The 21219-nt window shown below is 64.6% G+C and carries 18 protein-coding genes and 1 tRNA gene; 11 read left to right on the top strand and 8 right to left on the bottom strand.

The features are described from left to right. The first annotated feature begins 218 nt into the window (after positions 1 to 218). Positions 219 to 1631 (top strand): MFS transporter, encoded by a 1413-nt coding sequence (locus V1479_RS18870; protein ID WP_368804302.1) that lies wholly within the window; start codon positions 219 to 221, stop codon positions 1629 to 1631. Here V1479_RS18870 and V1479_RS18865 read toward each other — a convergent pair. After that, positions 1620 to 2357 (bottom strand): RlmE family RNA methyltransferase, encoded by a 738-nt coding sequence (locus tag V1479_RS18865; protein WP_368804301.1) that lies wholly within the window; start codon positions 2355 to 2357, stop codon positions 1620 to 1622. The genes V1479_RS18870 and V1479_RS18865 overlap by 12 nt on opposite strands. Continuing rightward, the gene (locus V1479_RS18860) at positions 2354 to 3766 is read right to left on the bottom strand and encodes a Ppx/GppA phosphatase family protein (protein ID WP_368804300.1); all 1413 of its coding nucleotides are present in this window, start codon (positions 3764 to 3766) and stop codon (positions 2354 to 2356) included. Before V1479_RS18860 ends, V1479_RS18865 begins: the two co-directional genes overlap by 4 nt. A 354-nt stretch (positions 3767 to 4120) precedes the next feature. Here V1479_RS18860 and V1479_RS18855 point away from each other — a divergent pair. Further along, positions 4121 to 4194: transfer RNA gene (locus V1479_RS18855), tRNA-Gln, on the top strand. Between the two features lie 128 nt (positions 4195 to 4322). Further along, positions 4323 to 4745 (top strand): HIRAN domain-containing protein, encoded by a 423-nt coding sequence (locus V1479_RS18850; protein WP_368804299.1) that lies wholly within the window; start codon positions 4323 to 4325, stop codon positions 4743 to 4745. Positions 4746 to 5060: 315 nt separating this feature from the next. On the opposite strand, the gene phnE (V1479_RS18845) is transcribed toward V1479_RS18850, so the two are convergent. From phnE (V1479_RS18845) to psrA, 5 genes are all read right to left on the bottom strand, one after another. Further along, on the bottom strand, positions 5061 to 5900 hold the full coding sequence (gene phnE / locus V1479_RS18845; protein WP_368804298.1) for a phosphonate ABC transporter, permease protein PhnE: 840 nt from the start codon (positions 5898 to 5900) through the stop codon (positions 5061 to 5063). A 10-nt stretch (positions 5901 to 5910) separates the two neighbouring features. Then, complete coding sequence (gene phnE / locus V1479_RS18840) at positions 5911 to 6738, bottom strand: phosphonate ABC transporter, permease protein PhnE (RefSeq protein WP_368804297.1); 828 nt, start codon at positions 6736 to 6738, stop codon at positions 5911 to 5913. Further along, a complete protein-coding gene (gene phnC / locus V1479_RS18835; protein WP_368804296.1) occupies positions 6738 to 7490 on the bottom strand; it encodes a phosphonate ABC transporter ATP-binding protein in 753 nt (250 codons plus the stop codon). The genes phnE (V1479_RS18840) and phnC overlap by 1 nt, the downstream gene beginning before the upstream one ends. A 65-nt stretch (positions 7491 to 7555) precedes the next feature. After that, a complete protein-coding gene (locus V1479_RS18830; RefSeq protein ID WP_368804295.1) occupies positions 7556 to 8470 on the bottom strand; it encodes a phosphate/phosphite/phosphonate ABC transporter substrate-binding protein in 915 nt (304 codons plus the stop codon). A gap of 69 nt (positions 8471 to 8539) precedes the next feature. Then, positions 8540 to 9664 (bottom strand): iron-containing alcohol dehydrogenase PsrA, encoded by a 1125-nt coding sequence (psrA, locus tag V1479_RS18825; RefSeq protein ID WP_368804294.1) that lies wholly within the window; start codon positions 9662 to 9664, stop codon positions 8540 to 8542. A 93-nt stretch (positions 9665 to 9757) separates the two neighbouring features. Between psrA and V1479_RS18820 the strand changes: the two genes are divergently transcribed. Next, a complete protein-coding gene (locus V1479_RS18820) occupies positions 9758 to 10639 on the top strand; it encodes a LysR substrate-binding domain-containing protein (RefSeq protein WP_368804580.1) in 882 nt (293 codons plus the stop codon). 87 nt (positions 10640 to 10726) lie between these two features. Then, on the top strand, positions 10727 to 12400 hold the full coding sequence (locus V1479_RS18815; protein WP_368804293.1) for a Na/Pi cotransporter family protein: 1674 nt from the start codon (positions 10727 to 10729) through the stop codon (positions 12398 to 12400). A gap of 14 nt (positions 12401 to 12414) precedes the next feature. On the opposite strand, the gene V1479_RS18810 is transcribed toward V1479_RS18815, so the two are convergent. Beyond that, entirely contained in the window at positions 12415 to 13293 is an 879-nt protein-coding gene (locus V1479_RS18810) for a LysR substrate-binding domain-containing protein (protein ID WP_368804292.1), read from the bottom strand. Positions 13294 to 13427: 134 nt separating this feature from the next. On the opposite strand from V1479_RS18810, the gene V1479_RS18805 reads away from it, so the two are divergent. The 6 genes from V1479_RS18805 (at position 13428) to V1479_RS18780 (ending at position 21209) form a co-directional block, all read left to right on the top strand. Then, entirely contained in the window at positions 13428 to 14624 is a 1197-nt protein-coding gene (locus V1479_RS18805) for a 2-aminoethylphosphonate--pyruvate transaminase (RefSeq protein WP_368804291.1), read from the top strand. Positions 14625 to 14736: 112 nt separating this feature from the next. Continuing rightward, a complete protein-coding gene (phnA, locus tag V1479_RS18800) occupies positions 14737 to 15996 on the top strand; it encodes a phosphonoacetate hydrolase (RefSeq protein ID WP_368804290.1) in 1260 nt (419 codons plus the stop codon). Positions 15997 to 16007: 11 nt separating this feature from the next. Continuing rightward, on the top strand, positions 16008 to 17462 hold the full coding sequence (gene phnY / locus V1479_RS18795) for a phosphonoacetaldehyde dehydrogenase (protein WP_368804289.1): 1455 nt from the start codon (positions 16008 to 16010) through the stop codon (positions 17460 to 17462). Positions 17463 to 17469: 7 nt separating this feature from the next. After that, a complete protein-coding gene (locus V1479_RS18790) occupies positions 17470 to 18582 on the top strand; it encodes a TIGR03364 family FAD-dependent oxidoreductase (protein WP_368804288.1) in 1113 nt (370 codons plus the stop codon). A gap of 54 nt (positions 18583 to 18636) precedes the next feature. Beyond that, the gene (pbfA, locus tag V1479_RS18785; RefSeq protein WP_368804287.1) at positions 18637 to 19983 is read left to right on the top strand and encodes a (R)-1-hydroxy-2-aminoethylphosphonate ammonia-lyase; all 1347 of its coding nucleotides are present in this window, start codon (positions 18637 to 18639) and stop codon (positions 19981 to 19983) included. A 203-nt stretch (positions 19984 to 20186) separates the two neighbouring features. Continuing rightward, positions 20187 to 21209 carry a putative 2-aminoethylphosphonate ABC transporter substrate-binding protein gene (locus tag V1479_RS18780; RefSeq protein ID WP_368804286.1) on the top strand — a complete coding sequence of 341 codons (1023 nt, stop codon included), beginning with the start codon at positions 20187 to 20189 and terminating at the stop codon, positions 21207 to 21209. Positions 21210 to 21219 lie beyond the last annotated feature (10 nt).

Genomic DNA, 21219 nt, shown 5'->3' with positions numbered 1-21219 from the left:
AATGTCGATGCTGCGAACATGGCAACCTTGCCATCGGCGGCAAGGGCCTCACGGCAACGTGAGCGTTCGTGAGATGGCCGCGACGGAAACCGCCAACGGAAATAGATGATAAGACTGCCTTATGGATTGATGGCGCCCGCGCGCCTGTGCTAACCCGCCGTCATGTCCGACCATCCTGCGCCGCTGTCCCGGCGCGCTCCCGCCGACTGGCTCGTCCGTTGAACCGCACCATCCCGCTCATTCTGGCGGTGGCGCTGTTCATGGAGCAGATGGATTCGACCGTCATTGCCACATCGCTACCGGCCATTGCTGCCGACATCGGTACGAGCCCGATCACGCTCAAGCTCGCTCTGACCAGTTACTTCGTCGCGCTTGCGATCTTCATTCCCGTCTCGGGCTGGATGGCCGACCGGTTCGGCGCCAAGCGCGTGTTCCGCATCGCCATCGTCGTCTTCATGCTGGGCTCGCTTGCCTGCGCGATGGCCGGCTCGCTCGGCGCATTCGTGGCCGCACGCTTCCTGCAAGGCATGGGCGGTGCGATGATGACGCCGGTCGGACGCCTCGTGCTGGTGCGCTCGACGCAGCGCAGCCAGCTCGTCTCGGCCATGGCATGGTTGACCGTGCCCGCATTAATCGGTCCCCTCATCGGCCCTCCGGTCGGCGGCTTCATCACCACCTTCTTCACCTGGCACTGGATTTTCCTGATCAACATCCCGATCGGCATGCTCGGCGTGATCGTCTCCGGCTACGTACTGCCCGACATGCCGCCCTCGCCCGTCGCCCGCATCGACTGGACCGGCTTCTTCCTGTCGGCGCTTGCCGCGGCCGGCGTCGTCTTCGGCCTTTCAGTGGTCAGCATGCCGGCCCTGCCCCCGCTCGTCGGCGTCGCAACGCTCACCCTCGGCATCGCAGCCGCCGTGCTCTATGTGCGCCACGCAAGGCGCATCGCCACGCCAATCCTCGACCTTAGGCTGTTCGACAACCCGGCCCCGCGCATCGCGATCCTGTCGGGCACCATCTTCCGCATCGGCATCGGCGCGGTGCCGTTCCTTTTGCCGCTGATGTTCCAGCTCGGCTTCGGCCTCAGCCCGTTCGAATCCGGCATGCTGACCTTTGCGAGCGCATTGGGCGCCATCGCGCTGAAATTCGTGGCGACGACCGCCCTGCGGCTCGCCGGCTTCCGCAACGTCTTGATCTTCGCGACGATCGCCGGCGCGCTCCTGATGGGCGCCAACGCCTTCTTCACCCCGGCAACGCCTTACTGGGTCATCATAGCGGTGCTGGTGGCGGCCGGCTTCACGCGGTCGCTGTTCTTCACCTCCAACAACGCGCTGGTCTTCGCGGAGATCGACGACCGTCAAGCGAGTCAGGCAACGGCGATCGCCTCGGTGGCGCAGCAGATTTCCATCGCCATGGGCGTAGCCTTCGCCGGCATGATGCTGGAGGCACACCACGTTCTGACCGGCGAGCCCACGGGGCTGGCCGCCTTCGGCCCGGCTTTCATCGGCGTCGCCCTGCTTGCTGGATGCGCGGTGCTGCCGATCCTGTGGTTGTCGCCGGATGCCGGCATCGGCGTCTCCGGACACACGCGCGGGAAGCCCGGCAGCAATGAGCCGCCCTCAGTCGTCTGACGGTTCAGCCGGCAGATCCGCCGCCCTGCCCTTGAAGTCCTTGGCGAGGATGTAAAGCTCGACCGACTCGTCGCGCGAGGCCGGTGGCTTGACGTGATGCACCGTGCGGAAATTGCGCTTGAGAAGGTCGAGCAGCCCGCCTTCCGTGCCGCCCTGGAAGGTCTTCGCCAGAAAATGTCCGCCGGGTTTCAGCACCTGAATCGCGAAATCGGCCGCGACCTCGCACAGATGCATGGTGCGGATGTGGTCGGTGCGGCGGTGCCCCGTCGTCGGCGCGGCCATGTCGGAAACGACTAGGTCGGGCGCGCCGCCCAGCGTCTCCATCAGCCGCGCCGGCGCCTCGTCGTCGAGAAAATCCATCTGCAGGATCGCGGAACCCGGCACCGGGTCCATCTCCAGATAGTCGATGCCGACGACGGTCGGCGCATCCTCCGGCGACTTTACACGTGCCGCCGCCACCTGCAGCCAGCCGCCGGGTGCAGCCCCCAGATCGATCACGCGCTGGCCGGGCTTCAGCAACTTGTGCCGGTCGTCGATCTCGATCAGCTTGAATGCCGCGCGCGAGCGATAGCCCTCCGCCTTGGAGCGATGCACGTAGGGATCGTTGAGATGCCGCTCCAGCCAGCGGCGCGACGAATTCTTCAGCCCGCTCTTCTTCTTGATCCGCGTCTTCAGCGCGCGCGCTCCGCCGCCTCCCGACGCCCCGCTTTTGCCCGGCTTCTTCATCGCCCGAACGCTCCCCTGCGGCGGTTGCGGCGCCAGGCGCCATCGTCGGCCATCAGCTCCGAAAGCATGCCCTCGCGCAGCCCCCTGTCGGCGACGCGCAGGCGCTCCGACGGCCAGTGGCGGCGGATCGCCTCCAGGATCGCGCAGCCCGCGAGCACGAGGTCGGCCCGGTCCGGTCCGATGCAGGGGTTCGCCATGCGCTCCTCGAAGCCCCAGCCAAGCAGCTTCTCGATCATCGCATCGACATGTCCATTGTCCATCCACAACCCGTCGACGCGGCGGCGGTCGTAGCGCTCCAGCCCGAGATGCACGCCCGCCAGCGTCGTCACCGTGCCGGATGTGCCGAGCAGGTGGAAGCGCTCGCCCGCGGCCAGATGCGAAAGCCGCGTCCGGCCCTCGAAACGGTCGAGCATGCCCGACACCTCGTCGACCATCGCCTCGAAGATCGTCGGCGTCACGTGCCTGCCGCCGAACCGTTCGGCGAGCGAGACGACACCCACCGGCAGCGACGTCCACGACACGATGTGGTTGGCGAGCCTTGGCGTGCGGTGGCGCGAAACGTCGATCAGCGCGATCTCGGACGAGCCGCCGCCGATGTCGAACAGCACCACGCCATCCGTGCCGCGCTCGACCAGCGAGCCGCAGCCGGACACGGCGAGCCGCGCCTCGGTCTTGCGGTCGATGATCTCCAGCTTCAGCCCGGCCTCGGTCTCGACGCGGGCGATGAACTCGGCGCCGTTTTCGGCCGCGCGGCAGGCCTCGGTGGCGATCAGCCGCGCCTTGCGCACCTGTCGCGACTGCAGCTTGTCGGCGCAGACCTTAAGCGCCTCGACGGCGCGGTCCATCGCCGGCTGACCGAGCCGGCCGCTGGCCGAAAGCCCCTCGCCCAGCCTCACGATGCGTGAGAATGCATCGATGACGCGGAACTGTCCCGGCCGCTGCGGAATCGCCACCAGCAGCCGGCAATTGTTGGTTCCAAGGTCAAGCGCCGCATAGACGGGAAGGTCCGCCGCGCGCGACCGCTGGCCGCTGGCCGGATGTTGCCCTCCGGCCGCGCCCCCCTTGCCTATTCCCGGCTCGCCCTGCGGCGCTGCCGGGGCGTCGGTCACTGCCTTGCCCTCAACTGCCTGTCCGCCTGCTGAGGCCGGCTGTGCCGCACCGGGGTTGGCGCCGCCGCCCGGCGTCACGCCATCGCGCGCGAAAACCTTGCGGCCACGGCGTCGCTTGCGGCGTTTTCTGGATTGGCCTTTTCCGGGAGCGGCGTCACGACCATCCCGTGCCGGCGCAGGATTGCCCTGGCTCCGGCTGCTGGGGTGTCCGGAATGCGGCGCGGCGGCCTCGACCGGCCCGCCTACGCCGCCAGACGCCCCGCCCTGCGGCGCATCCGCGCCCGAATCGGGGTCTTTCACTGGCTATCCTTCAGCGCCGCGCGAACCAAAAGGACGCAGCAGGCGCACTCGTCTTTTCTGTTGGCGACAGAGTATCAGCGCCGATGCGAAACACCAAGTGCGTGTGCCGGCGAAATTTTCGCAGCGCTCGCAGGATGCCGGCAGCACCCGGGTCACCCGCATTGGGGCGGTAGCGTAAAGGCCCTCGCCATTCTTCAGGAGCATATTTCCCCCGGGGATCACCCGCATTGGCGCTGTACTGGAACGACGGTTTGGGGTTGACTATTCGCCGTCCGTGGCTATATCGGGCGCATTCGGTGCCGCCCACGCTGCACCACCGCCCGTTTCAGGGCGAACCCGGCCAATGTGCCGTGTTGGGGAATAGGTTAACGGTAGACCCACGGACTCTGACTCCGTTAGTCCTGGTTCGAATCCAGGTTCCCCAGCCAAAAATCTTCAACGACTTAGCCCTGATCCATCTGAATTCTTGTCGAATAATGTTGCAAACCTCTACCCTCGATTTCCAAGGGTTTGTGGGCAAACTCGACTAGTTCGTGCGACATGAAGGGAGGGGACTATGGGGCTTTTCGACTGGCTGTTGAGACCGAAGCAATCCAGATCGAGGCGTGCCCGTATTATGGGAAGCGGGCAATATGATCAGGACATTGTTGGCGAGGCGAACTATCAGGACGCGCTGAACCGAACCTGTGGCGGAAAGACCGAAGACGGGCATGAGCACGAATGCTCAGCACAACTCTTCGAGGAACCGACAAACAAATACGATTCGAACGCCGTAAAGGTGACGATCAACGGGCGCACGGTCGGTTACCTATCCCGCGCTGATGCGGTCGATTACAAGCGAGCCCTTGCTTCTGCTGGGCTCGCAGGACGCGCCGTCGATGTGGATGCGATAGTCGTGGGCGGCTGGGACCGCGGCAACCGAGGGAGCGGCCACTACGGCGTCAAGCTGGACATGGAGATGCCGCCAGAGTTCGACTAGGCCGCCGGGCGCTGGCGGTGATCCTGTCTCGACTCCCCCCTCTCCCGCTGCTTTGATAAGGCGGGAAAAGGAGGGAGAGCATGAAGACGATCGTCGCCGTTTTCGTTTCTCTATCGATATTATCTGCCTGTGATGCCAGTTGGTTCTGCAAGAAGGGGAAGCCGTGCGGAAGTGCATGCATCGAGAAGAGCAAGACTTGTCATAAGGATTAGGAAGCTAGTCGAACATCGTCGCCAAATTGCTGCTTAAGCTACCACCTGCCCTTGAAAAACCGAAAGAACAGCGCACCACGGGTACATGATAGACAATTGCTTGCTACCGCATCGCGGCGATCTTCCTGCGCAGCCAGCCGGAGGCGATTTCGGCGAGCAGCACGAGGGCGATGATCACCAGCAGGATCGCGGCGACACGCTGGCTTTCGAGCTGCTGCGTTGTGCGTTTCAGGTACCAGCCCATGCCGCCGCCGCCGAAGAAGCCGACCACGGTCGCGGCACGGAAGGCGACGTCCCAGGTGTAGATGGCGATGCCGGTGAAGGCGACGCGCACCTGCGGCAGCACGGCATACTGGAAGACCTGCAGCGGGCTTGCCCCCACCGAGCGCATGGCTTCCACCGGCCCCATGTCGATCGCCTCCAGCTCGTCGGCGAACAGCTTGCCGGCAAAGCCGATGCAGAACACCGTCAGCGCCAGCGTGCCGGCCAGCATGCCGAAACCCAGTACCGTCACGAACAGGATCGTCCAGATCGTCTCGTGGATCGACCGGCTGCCCATGATCGCGAAGCGCCCGAAGGGATAGGCGATCCGGCGGCCGATCGTGATGTTGCGCGCCGCAAGCCACGCAAGCGGGATGGAGCAGACCACGCCCAGGAAACCGCCCAGCAGCGACATTTCCAGCGTGCGGATCACCGAGCGGATGAAATCGGCATCGGTGACATAGCCGAGGTCCGGCGGGAAATAGCGCGTCGCCAGAATCTCGGCGAGCCGGGGAAAGGCCCCAAGCACGCGCGACAGGTCGATGTTGAGGAACGCGATCGACCAGCTGAGGAAGGCGAGCACGGCCAGCATGACCGCGAAGCGGATCGTTGCCTCGGGGTGACGGTAGCGCGACCAGCTCCTGCGTGGCGCGGCGACGGTTTCGGCGGTAACGACGGTCATGGTCCCCTCCTCAGATCACGGCCTTGCGGGCATAGTGCGAGACGACCTCGCCGATCGCGATCAGCACCAGCACGGCCAGCACCACCAGCGTCACGCCGCCATAGTTGAACATCGCCATCTGGCGGAAGAACACGAGGCCGAGCCCGCCCGCGCCCACCAGCCCCATGATGGCGGAGCGGCGGATGTTGATGTCCCATTCGAAGATGATGGTGCCGATGATGACCGGCAGGATTTGCGGCACGATGCCGTAATACATCACCTGAAACTGGTTGCCGCCCACGGCGCGGATCGCCTCCACGGGCTTGGGATCGATGTTCTCGATCGCCTCGGCGGTTATCTTGGAAATGAAGCCGATCGAGCGCATGGCGACCGCGAGAATGCCCGGAAGCGCACCCAGCCCCACCGCGCCGACGAACAGCAGCGCCCAGATGATCTCGTGGATCGAGCGCGACAGCACCATCAGAAAGCGGCCGACGGGGTAGAAGAAATATTTGCTTGGCGTGACGTTGGCGGCGCCGAACCACGCCACCGGCAGCGAGAGCACGCAGCCGAGCAGCGTGCCCAGCGTCGCCATCATCAGCGTTTCCAGCGCCGGCACGATCAGGTGCGGCACCAGCGACCAGTCGATCCACAGGAAGCGTTCCAGCGTCCCGCCGATGCCCAGCGCGCCGCCCATGCGCGCCCAGTCGGTATCGACCATGATGGTGTCCCAGAAACACCAACCGAGCACGGCAAGGGCAGCCGCCACCAGCAGCCAGTTGTTGATGCGGCGGCCGCGCTTGTGCGCGACCCATGCATCGAACCCGTGTTCGGAGACGGCCGGTGCTGCGACGCTCATCACAGCACCTCCATCGCGTAGATCTCGTCGAGGTCCTGCTTGCGCATGCCCTTCGACGGCCCGTCGAACTTCTTGTAGCCGTCCTGCATGCCGATGATGCGGTTGCAGGTTTCCAGCGCAAGCTGCACGTCGTGAATGTTGCAGAGCACCGGCACCTTGAACTCGTCGGCAAGCTCGCGAATGAGCCCCATGACATCGCGCGAGATCTTGGGGTCGAGCGCGGAAGTCGGCTCGTCCAGCAGCAGGATTTCCGGCTTCTGCATCAGCGCACGCGCAATGCCAACGCGCTGGCGCTGGCCACCGGACAGCGCGTCGGCGCGCTTGTCGACATGGTCCTGCAGGCCCACGCGTTCCAGCAGATGCAGAGCGCGGTCGATGTCCTCGCGCGGAAACGCCTTGAAGAACGAGCGGAAGGCCCCGGTGTAGCCGAGCCGGCCGGACAGGACGTTGTCCATCACCGACATGCGGTTCACCAGGTTGAACTCCTGGAATATCATGCCAATGCGTCGCCGCAGATGCCGAAGCTCGCCGCCGCGCAGCGCGCGCACGTTCTGGCCAAACAGCACGATGTCGCCCTCGGTCGGCTCGACCAGCCGGTTGACGCAGCGGATCAGCGTCGACTTGCCGGCGCCGCTCGGGCCGATGACCGCGCAGAAGTCGCTGCCGTCAACGGAGAAGTCGATCCCCTTCAGGATCTGCGGCCCACTCGAAGTGTAACTGACTTTCAGATTGCGAACGTCGAGCACAGGCACGCGGTTCTCCTCATGTCCGGGAAGGCCGCGACGTGCGCGGCCCTCCACAATACCGGCCTCGTGTCTCACTGACCTTCGGCCTTCTTTTCGGCGTCGACCAGCTTGCGGATGATATCGTAATCCGAATCCTGCATGGCGACGAACTTGGTGGACTTGATGCCGTCGAAGAACGGCTTCGCATCGGGGTTTTCGTGCAGTGTCAGGAACGCTTCCTTGATCGCGGCCTTGATGGGCTCGCAAAGATCGGTGCGATAGACCATCGGATCCTGCGGGATGATGCCCGACTGCCAGAGAACGCGATAATCCTCCGGCGCGGCGAGCCCCCGGTCGATGACGTTGTCGAGGCGATGGGTGGCGACGAAGGCGTCGTCGACGCGGCCTTCCTTCACTGCCAGGGCGGACTGGTCATGACCGCCGGTATAGACGACCTTGGAGAAGTATTTCTCCAGCTCGGGCCCGGTGCCGATCTCGTCTCCGAAGACCATGCGCGGCATCAGGTTGCCTGACGTGCTGGCGGGATCGGCGAGGCCGACGATGGTGCCCTTCAGCGATTCGATGCTGTCGAACTTCGAGTCGGACCGCACCACCAGCACGGCGCGATAGCCCGGCCCTTCCTCCTGGAAATGACCCTTCACCTTGGTGTAGGTCGCAAAAACCTCCAGGTTCGGGTCCTTCTCCTTGGCAAGCACATAGGAATTCGGCCCATGGACGCCGATATGCACCCAGCCATTGACCATGCCTTCGATCACCGAGGCGTAGGATGTCGGCATGAAGAACTCGACGCTCTTGCCGGTCTTCTCCTTCAGGGCGTCCAGAAGCGGCTTGTAGATGTCGAGTTCCTGCGTCGTCTCCTCGGTCGGAATGATCGAAAAGACGAGCTGGCCGGGATCCTTGCACTCCTGTGCAAGGGCAGCCGATGCGTAGGCGACGACCGCGCCGGCGGTCGCCATTGATGCGAGTATGCGGGTAGCAGGCTTCATGTTTTGCTCCTCCCTTTTGAGCGTCAATCCAGACGGCGTGCTGCGCAATGCAGACGCCCGAAATTCCCGTCAGGCCACCGCCTTGCGGCCGCCGCCCTCCAGTCCCGCAACGGCAACCAGCTCCTCCCGGCTGCCGATGAAGTTCTGGCCACGTTCCCCCTCGAACGCGGTATCGATAAGCGCGCGCCATTCCGCCTCGGCTATACCGTAGCTGCGGAAATCGGTCGAAACGCCGAGCTTGTCGAGCGTGGTCTCGAGGCGCTCCGCCGCACCGGCGGCATCCGTCCCGAAAATGGACCGCAGCCCCTCCTCGCAGATGCCCCCCTGCCCGGCGACGCTGCGGATGATCATCGGCAGCGAGAACGAGCAGGCGATGCCGTGCGGCACGCCATGTTTGAGTGTGATCGGATAGGAAAGCGAATGCGCGATCGCCGTCTTGGTGTTGGAGAATGCGAAGCCGGCAAGCGTAGCGGCACGCGCCATACGCTCGCGAAGTTGAGGGTTGCGCAGGTCTCCGGCAAGCGCCGGCAGGGTCGAGAGAACACCGCGAGCCGCTGCCACCGCATGGGCCGCCGAAACGGGATTCGAATTGCGGTTCCAGAGGCTTTCAAGCGAATGCGAGAGTGCATCGAGCCCGGTCTGGATCGTCAGTTCGCGCGGCTTGCCCGCCATCAGGTCCGGGTCGACGAGGGCGACCCCGGGATAGAGCCCCGGATGCGCCAGCGAGTATTTGCTGCCGGCGGCATTGTCCCAGACGGTGCCCCAGCAGGTCACTTCGCTGCCGGTTCCTGCCGTGGTCGGCACGGCGATCAGCGGCCAGGGCGAAAGTGTCTCGGCGCCGGCGCGCTTCTTCAGGAATGCATCCATCGCGGCGAAATCACCGCGGGCCGCCGCGAAAACCTTGGCGGAGTCGATCACCGACCCGCCACCGAGCGCAACGATCACCGGCGTTGCGTCGAGAGCGGCGAATCGCGCCACCTGATCTTCGAGCAACGCGATGTCCGGGTTCGGCGCGATGTCCTCGACGACCAGCAGCGGCTTTCCCGCGCTCTTTTCCAGCGCGGAGGCCAGGCTTCGGAAGTAGGCTTCGCTATAGGTGACGAGTACATAGGGACGCCCGTTCAGCAGCGAACCGAGCTTTGAAAAGCTTCCGTGTCCGAACTGGACGTCGACCGGGTTACGATAGGACCACACGGCGATTTCCTGCGTTGAATGTTCTTGCGCTTCGAACCGTGACCGACTTGCAGTCCATTGACTAATACAAATTTCCGGCCACTATCATTGACTGTGGCTATAGTTTTCACCCATCTCCGTTCCTTCCACGCAGTGGCCGAGCATCGCGGCTTCACGGCGGCCGCACAGGCGCTCAACATCAGCCAGCCCACCGTGACGACACAGGTGAAGGAGCTGGAAGAGCGTTACGGCGTGGAGCTCCTCGTGCGCCGCGGCCGTCGCGTCGAGCTGACCGAAACCGGCGCGGCGCTGTTCGACATCAGCCGCAGGATCATGAAGCTCACCGAGGAAGCCGACGAGCTTCTGCTCTCCAGCGGCCACCTGACGATCGGGCAGTTGCGTGTCGCCGCCGTCGGGCCTTTCCACGCGACGGACATGATCGCCCGCTTCCTCGCCGCCTATCCGGCGATCAAGGTCAGCATGTTGCTCGGCAATTCGGACCAGACGCTACAGCGCATCCTCGAACTGGAGGCGGATGTGGCGATACTTGCCCATGTGGTCGACGATCCGCGCGTGCATTCGGTGCCGTTCAGCACCCACGAGGTCGTCGTGTTCGTCAACACAGACCATCCGTGGAACGCGCGCGACGCGGTGTCGATCGCCGAGCTGGCCGACCAGCCGCTCATCCTGCGCGAGACCGGATCGACCACCCGCCGTGCGCTCGAACGCGCTGCCGAGGCGGCGGGCGTCGAGATCAGGCCGTTTCTGGAAATCGGATCGCGCGAGGGAATCTGGAAGGCCGTCGAGCGCGGACTTGGCATCGGCGTAGTCGCCGATTTCGAGTTCGTCGCCCACCCCCGGCTCACAACCATCGCCATCTCCGATGCCGCGATACGCACCGAGTACCGCTTGGCCTCCCTTCAGGAACGGCGCAACTCGCCGAAGATCGAAGCTTTCATGGAAACCGTCCTGGCCGACCGGCACACCGGACGATAGTTCCAGCCTATCGTTCCATTGATAGTATCGATTTGACCAATGGCTGCAGTGGCGCGACTCCTACAGGCTCGCTGCCGGAGCACCTTTATGCACATCTCGCTGATCCTTCTCCACCTTGCCGGTGCCGTCATGCTGCTGCTGGTCGCGGTCCACATGGTCAGGACCGGCATGGAGCGCGCGCATGGCGCACCGCTGCGCCGGCTGCTGGGTCGCGCGCGTCGGGGCCGCCTGCCCGCCGCGGCCGGCGGAACGGTCATGGCGGTCCTGCTCCAGAGTTCGACCGCGGTTGCCATTCTCGCTTGCGGCTTTGCGGAGAGCGGTGCCCTGCCCGTCTCGACCGGCATTGCGCTGCTGCTTGGCGCCGACCTCGGCTCGGCAATCGTCGTTCGGGTGCTGTCGTTCGATCTTGGCTGGCTCATTCCCGTCTGCTTCTTCGCCGGCGGTGTGCTGTTCCTGAAGACGCGAGCGCAGATGACGCGCGAAACGGGGCGCATGGTTCTCGGCATCGGCTTCGTCCTGATGTCGCTGCAGCTCATCGCCACTGCGACAGGACCGCTCCGTGATGGCGGCATGCTGCCGACCATCGCCCGCTATCTGGCCGAGGACTATCTGACGGCGTTCCTGCTGGGCGCGGTCTTCACCTGGCTGATCCATTCGAGTGTCGCGTCGGTTCTCATGCTTGCCACCTTCGCAAGCCAGGGCCTGATGCCGCTCGAAGCGGCCGTGCCGATGGTGCTTGGCGCAAACCTCGGCGGCGGCCTGATCGCCTACTGGCTATCGCGTGGCATGCCGGTCGAGGCGTCGCGCCTGCCGGTCGCCAATCTTCTGTTCCGCGCAGTCGGCTCCGTCCTGGCGCTCGCCCTGTTCGAAACGGCAACCCTGCCCCTGGAATGGCTCGGCACCGATGCCGGTGCGGGCCTCGTCAACCTGCATCTTCTCTTCAATGCCGCCCTGGTCGCGCTCAGCCTGCCATTCGTGGGTCTGATGGAGCGCCTGCTCACGCAGTTGATGCCCACTGCCACCACAAAGCCGGCGGACGAGGATCCCCTGCGCCGCCGTATCAGCGCACTCGATCGCGCGGTCATCGGCACGCCGCGGCTGGCGCTGGCCAGCGCCACACGGGAACTGCTGCGCATGGGCGAACTGGTCGAAGTGATGGTCCGGCCGGTCATGGACCTTTTCAACGGGAGCGACAGGGTCGAGATCGTCCGCGTCCAAGGCGTCGATGAGGACGTCAATCAGGCGCACAGCGACATCAAGCTCTACCTAGCCGAGGTCAATCGCGGCGAAATGACCAGCGAGGAGGCGCGACGCAGCATCGAGCTCACGGATTTCGCCATCAACCTCGAACACGCCGGAGACATCGTCGCCAAGAACCTGCTGCCGCTCGCCGAGGAGCGCGCGCAGAAGCGTTGGCGCTTCTCCGACGAGGGCTGGACCGAGTTGCAGGATCTGCACCAGCAACTGCTGGAGAATATGCATCTGGCGCTCAACGTCCTCGTCTCCCAGGACCTGCCATCCGCCCGCCAGCTGGTGGTCGAGAAGGAGCGGATGCGTGAACTCGCCCGCGCCAGCCATGACCGGCACCTCAAGCGGCTGCAGACCGGGACGCCCGAAAGCATCGAGACGAGCGGCATGCACCTGGAGGTCGCGCGCGGGCTCAAGGAGATCAACTCGCTGCTGGCAACCGTAGCCTATCCGATCCTCAAGCGCAGCGGCGACCTGCTGGAAAGCAGGCTGGCACAGCCGTCCCATTCATAGGACGGCCTCGCCGCTCAGCCGCTCGTTTCGTGGGCGAACTGCTCGGCGATCTTCCAGAACGCACGCACGAGCTTGCCGCCCGAGCGCTCGCGCAGGCAGATGAGTGCCTCGTCCATCGTCACCTCCGGCGCGTCGATCCTGAGCGGCGAGAGGCCGCTGTGCCATCCGAACTCGGCAGCCGACACGAAACCGACGCCGGCGCCCGACGCGACGATCTCGCGCACCGCCTCGCGCCCCTCGGCCTCGATCACCGCCTTCAGCGGAACGCCCTCCTCCTGCGCCATCGCTTCCAGCTTGTGGCGCGTTTTCGACCCGCGCTCGCGCATGATGAGCGGATGGCCGGCAAGCTCCTGGAGTGTCACCGACTGCCGGCCTGCCAGTGCATGCTTGCCTGACACGAAAGCGATGATTGGCGTGGAGTTGAGATGCAGAATCTCGAATTCCCTGCCCTGCGGAATTTCGCCCAGAACGCCGAGGTCGGCCTCGTATGCGAACAGGCTCGAAATCACCGTCTCAGTATTACCGGACCGCACGCTGATCTGGATACCGGGATAGGCCTCCCGGAACCGCCCCAGCACATGCAGCAGATGGTGAGCCGCATCGGCGACGATACGGAGCGTGCCAGACCTCAACGCCTTCGATTCCGACAGCAGATCGTGCGCCTGCTGCTCGGTGTCGAACATGCGGTGGGTGATGTCGAGAAGCTGCTGCCCCTGCCGTGTCAGCGAAACCTGCTTCTTGTGCCGGTTGAAGAGGAGAACGTCGTATTCTTCCTCCAGCTTGCGCACCTGATCGGAGATTGCCGGCTGCGTCAGGAAAAGCGCCTCGGCCGCGCGCGAAAACCCACCGCAGATGGCGACGTAGTGAAAGGCCCTAAGCTGAACGTAACGCATGCTCTTTCCTTTTTGCCGGCTATCCGACACGCCCACCATCCATCGCCAAGACTTATTGATGGATACAAAATAACGATTTGGCAAATAGAAAAGCAGAGCGCATGGTGCGCCCACCTTTATCGGAGATGCACACCATGGCGCCGGAATTCTCGCAAACCGCCCCGCTGGAAGCGCCCGCGCTGGGCGAGCCCTACCTGCTGACGCCCGGCCCGCTCACGACCGCCTATTCGGTCAAGCAGGCGATGCTGAGAGACTGGGGTTCGTGGGATGCCGACTTCCGCGCGATGACCGCCGATCTGCGCCGCCGCCTCCTCGCTTTGATCGGCGATGACAAGGGCGACTATGACTGCGTTCCCATACAGGGATCGGGCTCGTTCTGCGTCGAGGCGATGCTGGGTTCGTTCGTGCCGAAGGATGGCAAGGTGCTGGTGCTGGCGAATGGCGCCTACGGGCTGCGTGCTGCCCAGACGATGGACTATCTCGGCCGCGCCCACACGCTGATCGACAAGGGCGACTACCTGCCACCGCGCGGAGACGAGGTCGCCGCAGCACTCGACGCCGACCCGGCGATCACCCATGTCATCGCGATCCACTGCGAGACCAGCTCCGGCATCCTCAACCCGCTCGCCGAGATTTCCGATGCCGTGCACTCGCGCGGCCGCAAACTGCTCGTCGATTCCATGAGCGCTTTCGGCGCTGTGCCGCTCGAGGTCGGCCGCATCCCTTACGAAGCCATGGTGTCGTCGGCCAACAAATGCATCGAGGGGGTGCCCGGCTTCGGCTTCGTCATCGCGAAGAAGACGGCGCTGGAAGCGGCCAAAGGCAACAGCCATTCGCTGTCGCTGGATGTTCATGCCCAGTGGGCCACGATGGAAAAGACGGGCCAATGGCGGTTCACGCCGCCCACCCATGTCGTCGCCGCCTTTATCGAGGCGCTGAAGATGCACGAAGCCGAGGGCGGCGTCGCGGCGCGCGGCGCGCGCTACACGCAGAACCGTGACGTCATGGTTGCCGGCATGAAGGAACTCGGCTTCGAGACGTTGCTGTCGGACCAGTGGCTGTCGCCGATCATCGTCACCTTCTTCTGCCCCGCCGATCCGAACTTCGTGTTCTCGAAATTCTACGACCTGATGAAGGACAAGGGCTTCATCATCTATCCCGGCAAGCTGACGGTGGTGGATTCCTTCCGCGTCGGCTGCATCGGCCGGATGGACGCGCACGTCATGCGCCGCGTCGTAGAGGCCGCAGGCCAGTCGCTTGCGGAAATGGGCGTGACGAGCGCTGCCCCGCCGAGTGCGGCCCTCGACGAGCGTTCGAAGCTCGCGGCCTGATGCGTTAGGGAATTCATAGATCAGATCAATCGATCCAATTCAGAATTGCGATTGGGCAAATGGATTGGAATGCGCGACACAGGCAGCGACCTGCCAGTTTTGAGGAAATGCCATGAACCAGATGTCCCCTGTCACCGTGTCGGCCAACGGTCGATCCTATGCCTGGCCGCGCGTGCCGGCGATCGCGATCTGCCTTGACGGCTGCGAACCGGCCTATCTGGACGAGGCTATTCGCGCCGGCCTGATGCCGACGCTCAAGCGCATCAAGGAGAAGGGCACGGTCCGCACCGCGCACTCCGTCATTCCGAGCTTCACCAACCCCAACAACCTGTCGATCGCGACCGGCCGCCCACCTTCGGTGCACGGCATCTGCGGCAACTACCTCTACAACCCCGAGACCGGGGAAGAGGTGATGATGAACGATCCGAAGTTCCTGCGCGCGCCGACCGTCTTCAAGGCGTTCTACGACGCCGGCGCCAGGGTTGCGGTCGTCACTGCCAAGGACAAGCTGCGCGCCCTGCTCGGCCACGGCCTTGCCTATGACGAAGACCGCGCGATCTGCTTCTCCTCGGAGAAGTCGGACACCACCACCAAGGCCGCCAACGGCATCGACAATGCCTCCGCCTGGCTCGGCCGGCCGGTTCCCGAGGTCTATTCGGCCGAACTGTCGGAGTTCGTCTTCGCCGCAGGCGTCAAGCTGCTCAAGGAGTTCAAGCCGGACGTGATGTACCTGACCACGACCGATTACGTGCAGCACAAATATGCACCGGGCGTGAAGCAGGCGAACGACTTCTACGAGATGTTCGACAAGTATCTCGCCGAGCTCGACGCCCTGGGTGCTGCCATCGTCGTAACCGCCGACCACGGCATGAAGCCCAAGCACCATGCCGACGGCTCGCCCTCCGTGATCTATGTCCAGGACCTGCTCGACGAATGGATCGGCAAGGATGCCGCCCGCGTCATCCTACCCATCACCGATCCTTATGTAGTGCACCACGGCGCGCTCGGCTCGTTTGCAACGGCCTATCTGCCCAAGGGCGCCGACCGCGCCGACATCATGAAGCGCCTGGCGGCCATCGACGGAATCACCGTCGTGCTTGGCCGCGAGGAGGCTTGCGAACGCTTCGAACTGCCGGAAGATCGCATCGGCGACATCGTCATGGTCTCCGGCGAGAACATCACCGTGGGAACCTCCGAGCACCGGCACGACCTAGCCGCCCTTGACGAGCCCCTGCGCTCGCATGGCGGCCTGACCGAGCAGGCGGTGCCCTTCATCGTCAATCGCGTCCTGCCGAAAATGCCGGAGGCGCCATCGCTCCGCAATTTCGACGCGTTCTATTACGCGGCCATGGCTGCGGCACAGCAAAAGTGAGGGAGTCAGCCATGACCAAGGCGGAACCCGCCATCAAGGTTCGTCACGAGCCGATGCGCATCGCCGGCGAGAAGGTCGACGCCGACGGCGTCGTCGAGGTTCGCTACCCGTGGGACAATACCGTAGTCGGCACCGTGCCGGCAGGTGGGGCCGAGCATGCGCGCCGCGCCTTCGAAATCGCAGCCGCCTACCAGCCGAAGCTCACCCGCTACGAGCGCCAGCGCATCCTGTTGCGCACCGCCGAGCTTCTCAACGCGCGCAAGGACGAGATTTCGGATCTCGTCACACTGGAGCTGGGCATCTCCAAGCAGGATTCGCTCTATGAGGTCGGCCGCGCGTTCGACGTCTTCACGCTCGCCGGTCAACTGGCGATCCACGATGACGGCCAAGTCTTTTCCTGCGACCTCACCCCGCATGGCAAGGCACGCAAGATCTTCACCATCCGCGAGCCGCTGACCGCAATCTCGGCCATCACCCCGTTCAACCATCCGCTGAACATGGTTTCGCACAAGATCGCACCGGCGATCGCCACCAACAACTGCGTCGTTGTCAAGCCAACCGAGCTGACGCCGATGACCGCGCTGGTGCTGGCCGACATTCTCTACGAGGCCGGCCTGCCGCCCGAAATGCTCTCCGTCGTCACCGGCTGGCCGGCCGACATCGGCGACGAGATGATCACCAATCCCAACATCGACCTCATCACCTTCACCGGCGGCGTGCCCGTCGGCAAGCTGATCGCATCGAAGGCCGGATACAAGCGCCAGGTGCTGGAGCTCGGCGGCAACGATCCGCTGATCGTGCTCAACGACCTGTCCGACGACGATCTGGCCAAGGCCGCCGATCTCGCGGTGGCGGGCGCCACCAAGAATTCCGGCCAGCGCTGCACCGCCGTCAAGCGTATCCTCGTCCAGGAAAAAGTGGCCGACCGCTTCGTCCCAATGGTGCTGGAGCGCGCGAAGAAGATCGTCTTCGGCGACCCGATGGATCCGGCAACGCAGCTCGGCACCGTCGTGCACGAGAAGGCGGCGGCGATGTTCGAAAGCCGCGTCCACATGGCGGCGGAAGCCGGAGCCGAGGTGCTTTACAACCCCGGTCGGCGTGGCGCCCTGCTGCCGCCGATCGTCGTCGACCATGTGCCGCACGAATCCGAACTGGTGATGGAGGAGACCTTCGGCCCGATCGTCCCGATCATCCGCGCGCCCGATGACGACGACACGCTGATCGCCCTCTCCAACTCCACCGCCTTCGGCCTTTCCTCGGGCGTCTGCACCAACGACTACCGCCGCATGCAGAAATACATCGCGGGCCTCAAGGTCGGCACGGTCAACATCTGGGAAGTGCCCGGCTACCGCATCGAGATGAGCCCCTTCGGCGGCATCAAGGATTCGGGCAACGGCTACAAGGAAGGCGTGATCGAGGCGATGAAGTCGTTCACCAACGTCAAGACCTTCTCGCTGCCCTGGTAGAGCCCGCATGACATATGATCTCGCCGTTGTCGGCGCGGGCATCGTTGGGCTGGCCCATGCGCTCGCGGCAGCGAGACGCGGCCTCAGCGTCGTCGTCATCGACCGCGACGCACAAGCCAACGGTGCATCGATCAGGAATTTCGGCCTCGTCGTGGTGTCCGGCGAGGAGCCCGGCCGCCAGCGTAGGCTGGCCGAACGTTCGCGCAAGATCTGGCTCGAAGTCGCTCGGCCCGCCGGCATCGAGGTCCTGCACACCGGTCTGCTAGCCGTCGCGCAGCGCCCGGAGGCGCTGGCTCTGCTGGAGGCGTTCGCGGCCAGCGAGAGCGGCGCGGGTTGCACCCTGCTCTCCCCCGCCGAGCTCGGCCGCAGACAGAACGGGCTCAACCTCGGCAATCTGCGCGGCGGGCTTCTCAGCCCAGCGGAAATCCGCATAGAATCGCGCGAGGCGATCCCAAGGATCGCGGCTTATCTCGAAGGCGAGCTGAAGGTCGATTTCCGTTTCGCCACGACCGTTAGCGGCGTCTCTCTTCCGGTCGTCGAGACAAGCAGCGGGCCGATCCGTGCCGGCAAGGTCGTCGCATGCCCGGGCGACGATCTCACGGGGCTCTTTCCCGAACTGATCGCCCGGCATGACGTCCAGCGCTGCAAGCTGCAGATGCTGCGCCTTGCCCCGAGCGGCCTGCGCCTCGCCTCGGCCGTCGTCTCCGACTTGAGCCTGATCCGCTATTCCGGCTACGCGCTGCTGCCCGAAGCCTCGGCCCTGCGCGCGCGGCTCGAAGACGACAGCGCCGAAGCCCTGCGCAACGGCGTGCACATGATCGCCGTGCAGAGTGCCGACGGTTCGCTCGTCGTCGGCGATTCCCATCATTATGGGAAGACGCCCGATCCGTTCGGCTCGGAAGCCGTCGACGCGCTGATCCTCCGCGAGTTCGGCGCGGTCTTTGCAAACTCACCGAAAGTCTCGGCGCGCTGGACCGGCACCTACGCCTCCGCGCCGGAGCGCGCGCATTTCCGCGAGCAGGCGGGCGATGACATCCGTCTCGTGATGATCACCAGCGGCACCGGCGCCAGCACGGCTTTCGCCATTGGCGAGGAAACCATAAGCGAGCTATTCAACTGAAGCGTCCGGCAGCGTGAGCGGCGAGGCGCCAGACCCAGGCGGGGAGACGCGGCAATGAGCATTGTCCACACCGAAGGCGAGTCCAACCGCGCGGCGGCAAGGCAGGAATGGAACGCGCGTCAGCATCATGTGCCGACGCGTGAACTTCTCCAGCGCGACGCCGACGCCTTCCTGCACCAGAGCCTTTCGAGCCCCTGCGTGTCGACGATCGCGAAGGCCGAGGGCATCTGGATCGAGGACCTCGCGGGCCGGCGATACATGGATTTCCACGGCAACAGCGTCCACCATATCGGCTACGCCCATCCCCGGCTGGTTGCCGCGATCAAGCAGCAGCTTGACGATCTCAGCTTCGCCCCGCGCCGCTTCGCCTGCGAGCCCGCGGTGGAGCTGGCCGAGAAGCTTGGCCGCCTTGCACCGGGCGACCTCTCGAAAGTGCTTTTCACGACCGGCGGCTCGGATGCGATCGAGGTCGCCTTGAAGATCGCGCGCGCCGCGACGGGACGCTTCAAGACGCTGTCGTTCTGGGATGCCTTCCACGGTGCCGGTTTCGGCGCCGCAAGCGTTGGCGGCGAGGCAACGTTTCGCTCGCAGATCGCCGGCCCGCTCGTCACCGGCGCCGAGCACGTCGCGCCATGGGCCAGCCGCAACTGTGCCTACGGCCACGACAGCCTCGAAGCGTCCGCCTGCGCCTGCGCGAACATGATCTCCTATGTCCTCGGCCGCGAGGGCGATTTTGCAGCCGTCATTGCAGAGCCGATGCGCGCCACGCCGCTCGTTCCCGCGCCCGGTTTCTGGAAAGCCGTGCGCGAAGCCTGCGACCGGCACGGAACCCTGCTCATCTTCGACGAAATCCCGACCGGCCTCGGCAAGACCGGCAGGTTCTTCTCGCACGAGCATGACGGGGTCGTTCCAGACATTCTCGTGCTGGGCAAGGCGCTCGGTGGCGGAATCCTGCCGATCGCATCGGTCATCGCGCGACGCGACCTCGACGTCGCTGGCGACTACGCGATCGGTCACTACACCCACGAGAAGAACCCGGTGACGACCCGCGCCGCCCTCACCACCATCGGCATCATTGAAGAGGAAGGCCTCGTCGAGCGCGCCGCCGAGCTCGGCGGCTACGCCATGGCAAGGCTTTCGGAAACCCTGGCCCGCAGCCCTCATTTCGGTGAGGTACGCGGCCGGGGCCTGATGATGGGCGTCGAGCTGGTAACCGATACCGACAGCTACGCTCCTGCCCGCGAGCTGGCCGAACGCGTCTATTATCGCTGCCTTGAGGAAGGCCTGAGCTTCAAGATCAGCGCCGGCAACGTCCTGACCCTGTCACCACCGCTCATCATCGAACGCGAGGATCTCGACCGTGCGTTGGCGACCGTCGAGCGCGCGGTCATGGCCGGCTGAGCATCCGCTTTCCGGTACATGACGGCGCGATGACAAATATCGCCGTGCGCGATAGTACCATCGATTAAATAGATTTTACTTATCGCGGCACTTTCCCCACGATCCCACCATGGACGTTTTGAAGCCGGCGATACCGGCGTGCCGCAGAGCAGCAGGCGTCCCCTCGCATCCGCTTCAGGTGCCAAATAATGGGGAACACGATCATGACAACATATCGCGCAGCCGCACTCGCAGCTTTCGCGACGGCTCTTTCCGCCTCGGCTGCATTCGCCCAGACCGAGCTGACCGTCTACACCTCGATCGAGGCCGTCGACCTCGACCGCTACAAGCAGACTTTCGAAGCCGCCAATCCCGACATCAAGGTCAACTGGGTTCGCGACTCCACCGGCGTCATGACCGCCAAGCTGCTGGCCGAGAAGGACAACCCGCAGGCCGACGTGGTCTGGGGCGTGGCCGCCACCTCGCTGCTCCTGCTCAAGAGCGAGGGCATGCTTGAGCCCTATGCGCCGGCAGGCGTGGACAAGCTCGACCCGAAATTCGTGGATTCCTCCACGCCGCCGAGCTGGGTCGGCATGGACGCTTACGTGGCCGCGCTTTGCTACAACACCATCGAGGCGGAGAAGCTTGGCCTCACCCCGCCCAAATCCTGGAAGGACCTGACCAAGCCGGAATACAAGGGCCACGTGGTCATGCCGAACCCGAACTCGTCGGGCACCGGCTTCCTCGACGTGTCGGCCTGGATCCAGATGTTCGGCGAGGACGACGCCTGGGCGTTCATGGACGGTCTGCACGAAAACATCGCTGCCTACACCCACTCCGGTTCCAAGCCCTGCAAGATGGCGGCGGCCGGTGAAACCGTGATCGGCGTATCCTTCGAGTTCCCCGGCGCCAACGCCAAGAAGGCCGGCGCGCCCATCGACATCATCTTCCCCGAGGAAGGCTCCGGCTGGGAAGCGGAAGCAACCGCCATCATCGCCGGCACAGCCAATCTCGAAGCGGCTCAGAAACTGGTCGACTGGTCGATCACCAAGGAAGCCAACGAGATGTACAATGTCGGCTACGCGGTCGTCGCTTATCCCGGCATTGCCAAGCCGGTCGAGCATCTGCCCGAGGACATTCCGTCGAAGATGATCGAGAACGACTTCGAATGGGCGGCCAACAACCGCAAGGCCATTCTGGCTGAATGGCAGAAGCGCTACGACGCAAAGTCCGAACCGAAGGGCTAGCCCCTTGAGG

It is taken from the genome of Neoaquamicrobium sediminum (genome assembly GCF_040970315.1).
GTDB classification, from domain to species: Bacteria; Pseudomonadota; Alphaproteobacteria; order Rhizobiales; family Rhizobiaceae; genus Aerobium; species Aerobium sediminum.
This window is presented reverse-complemented; position numbering and strand designations above follow the sequence as displayed.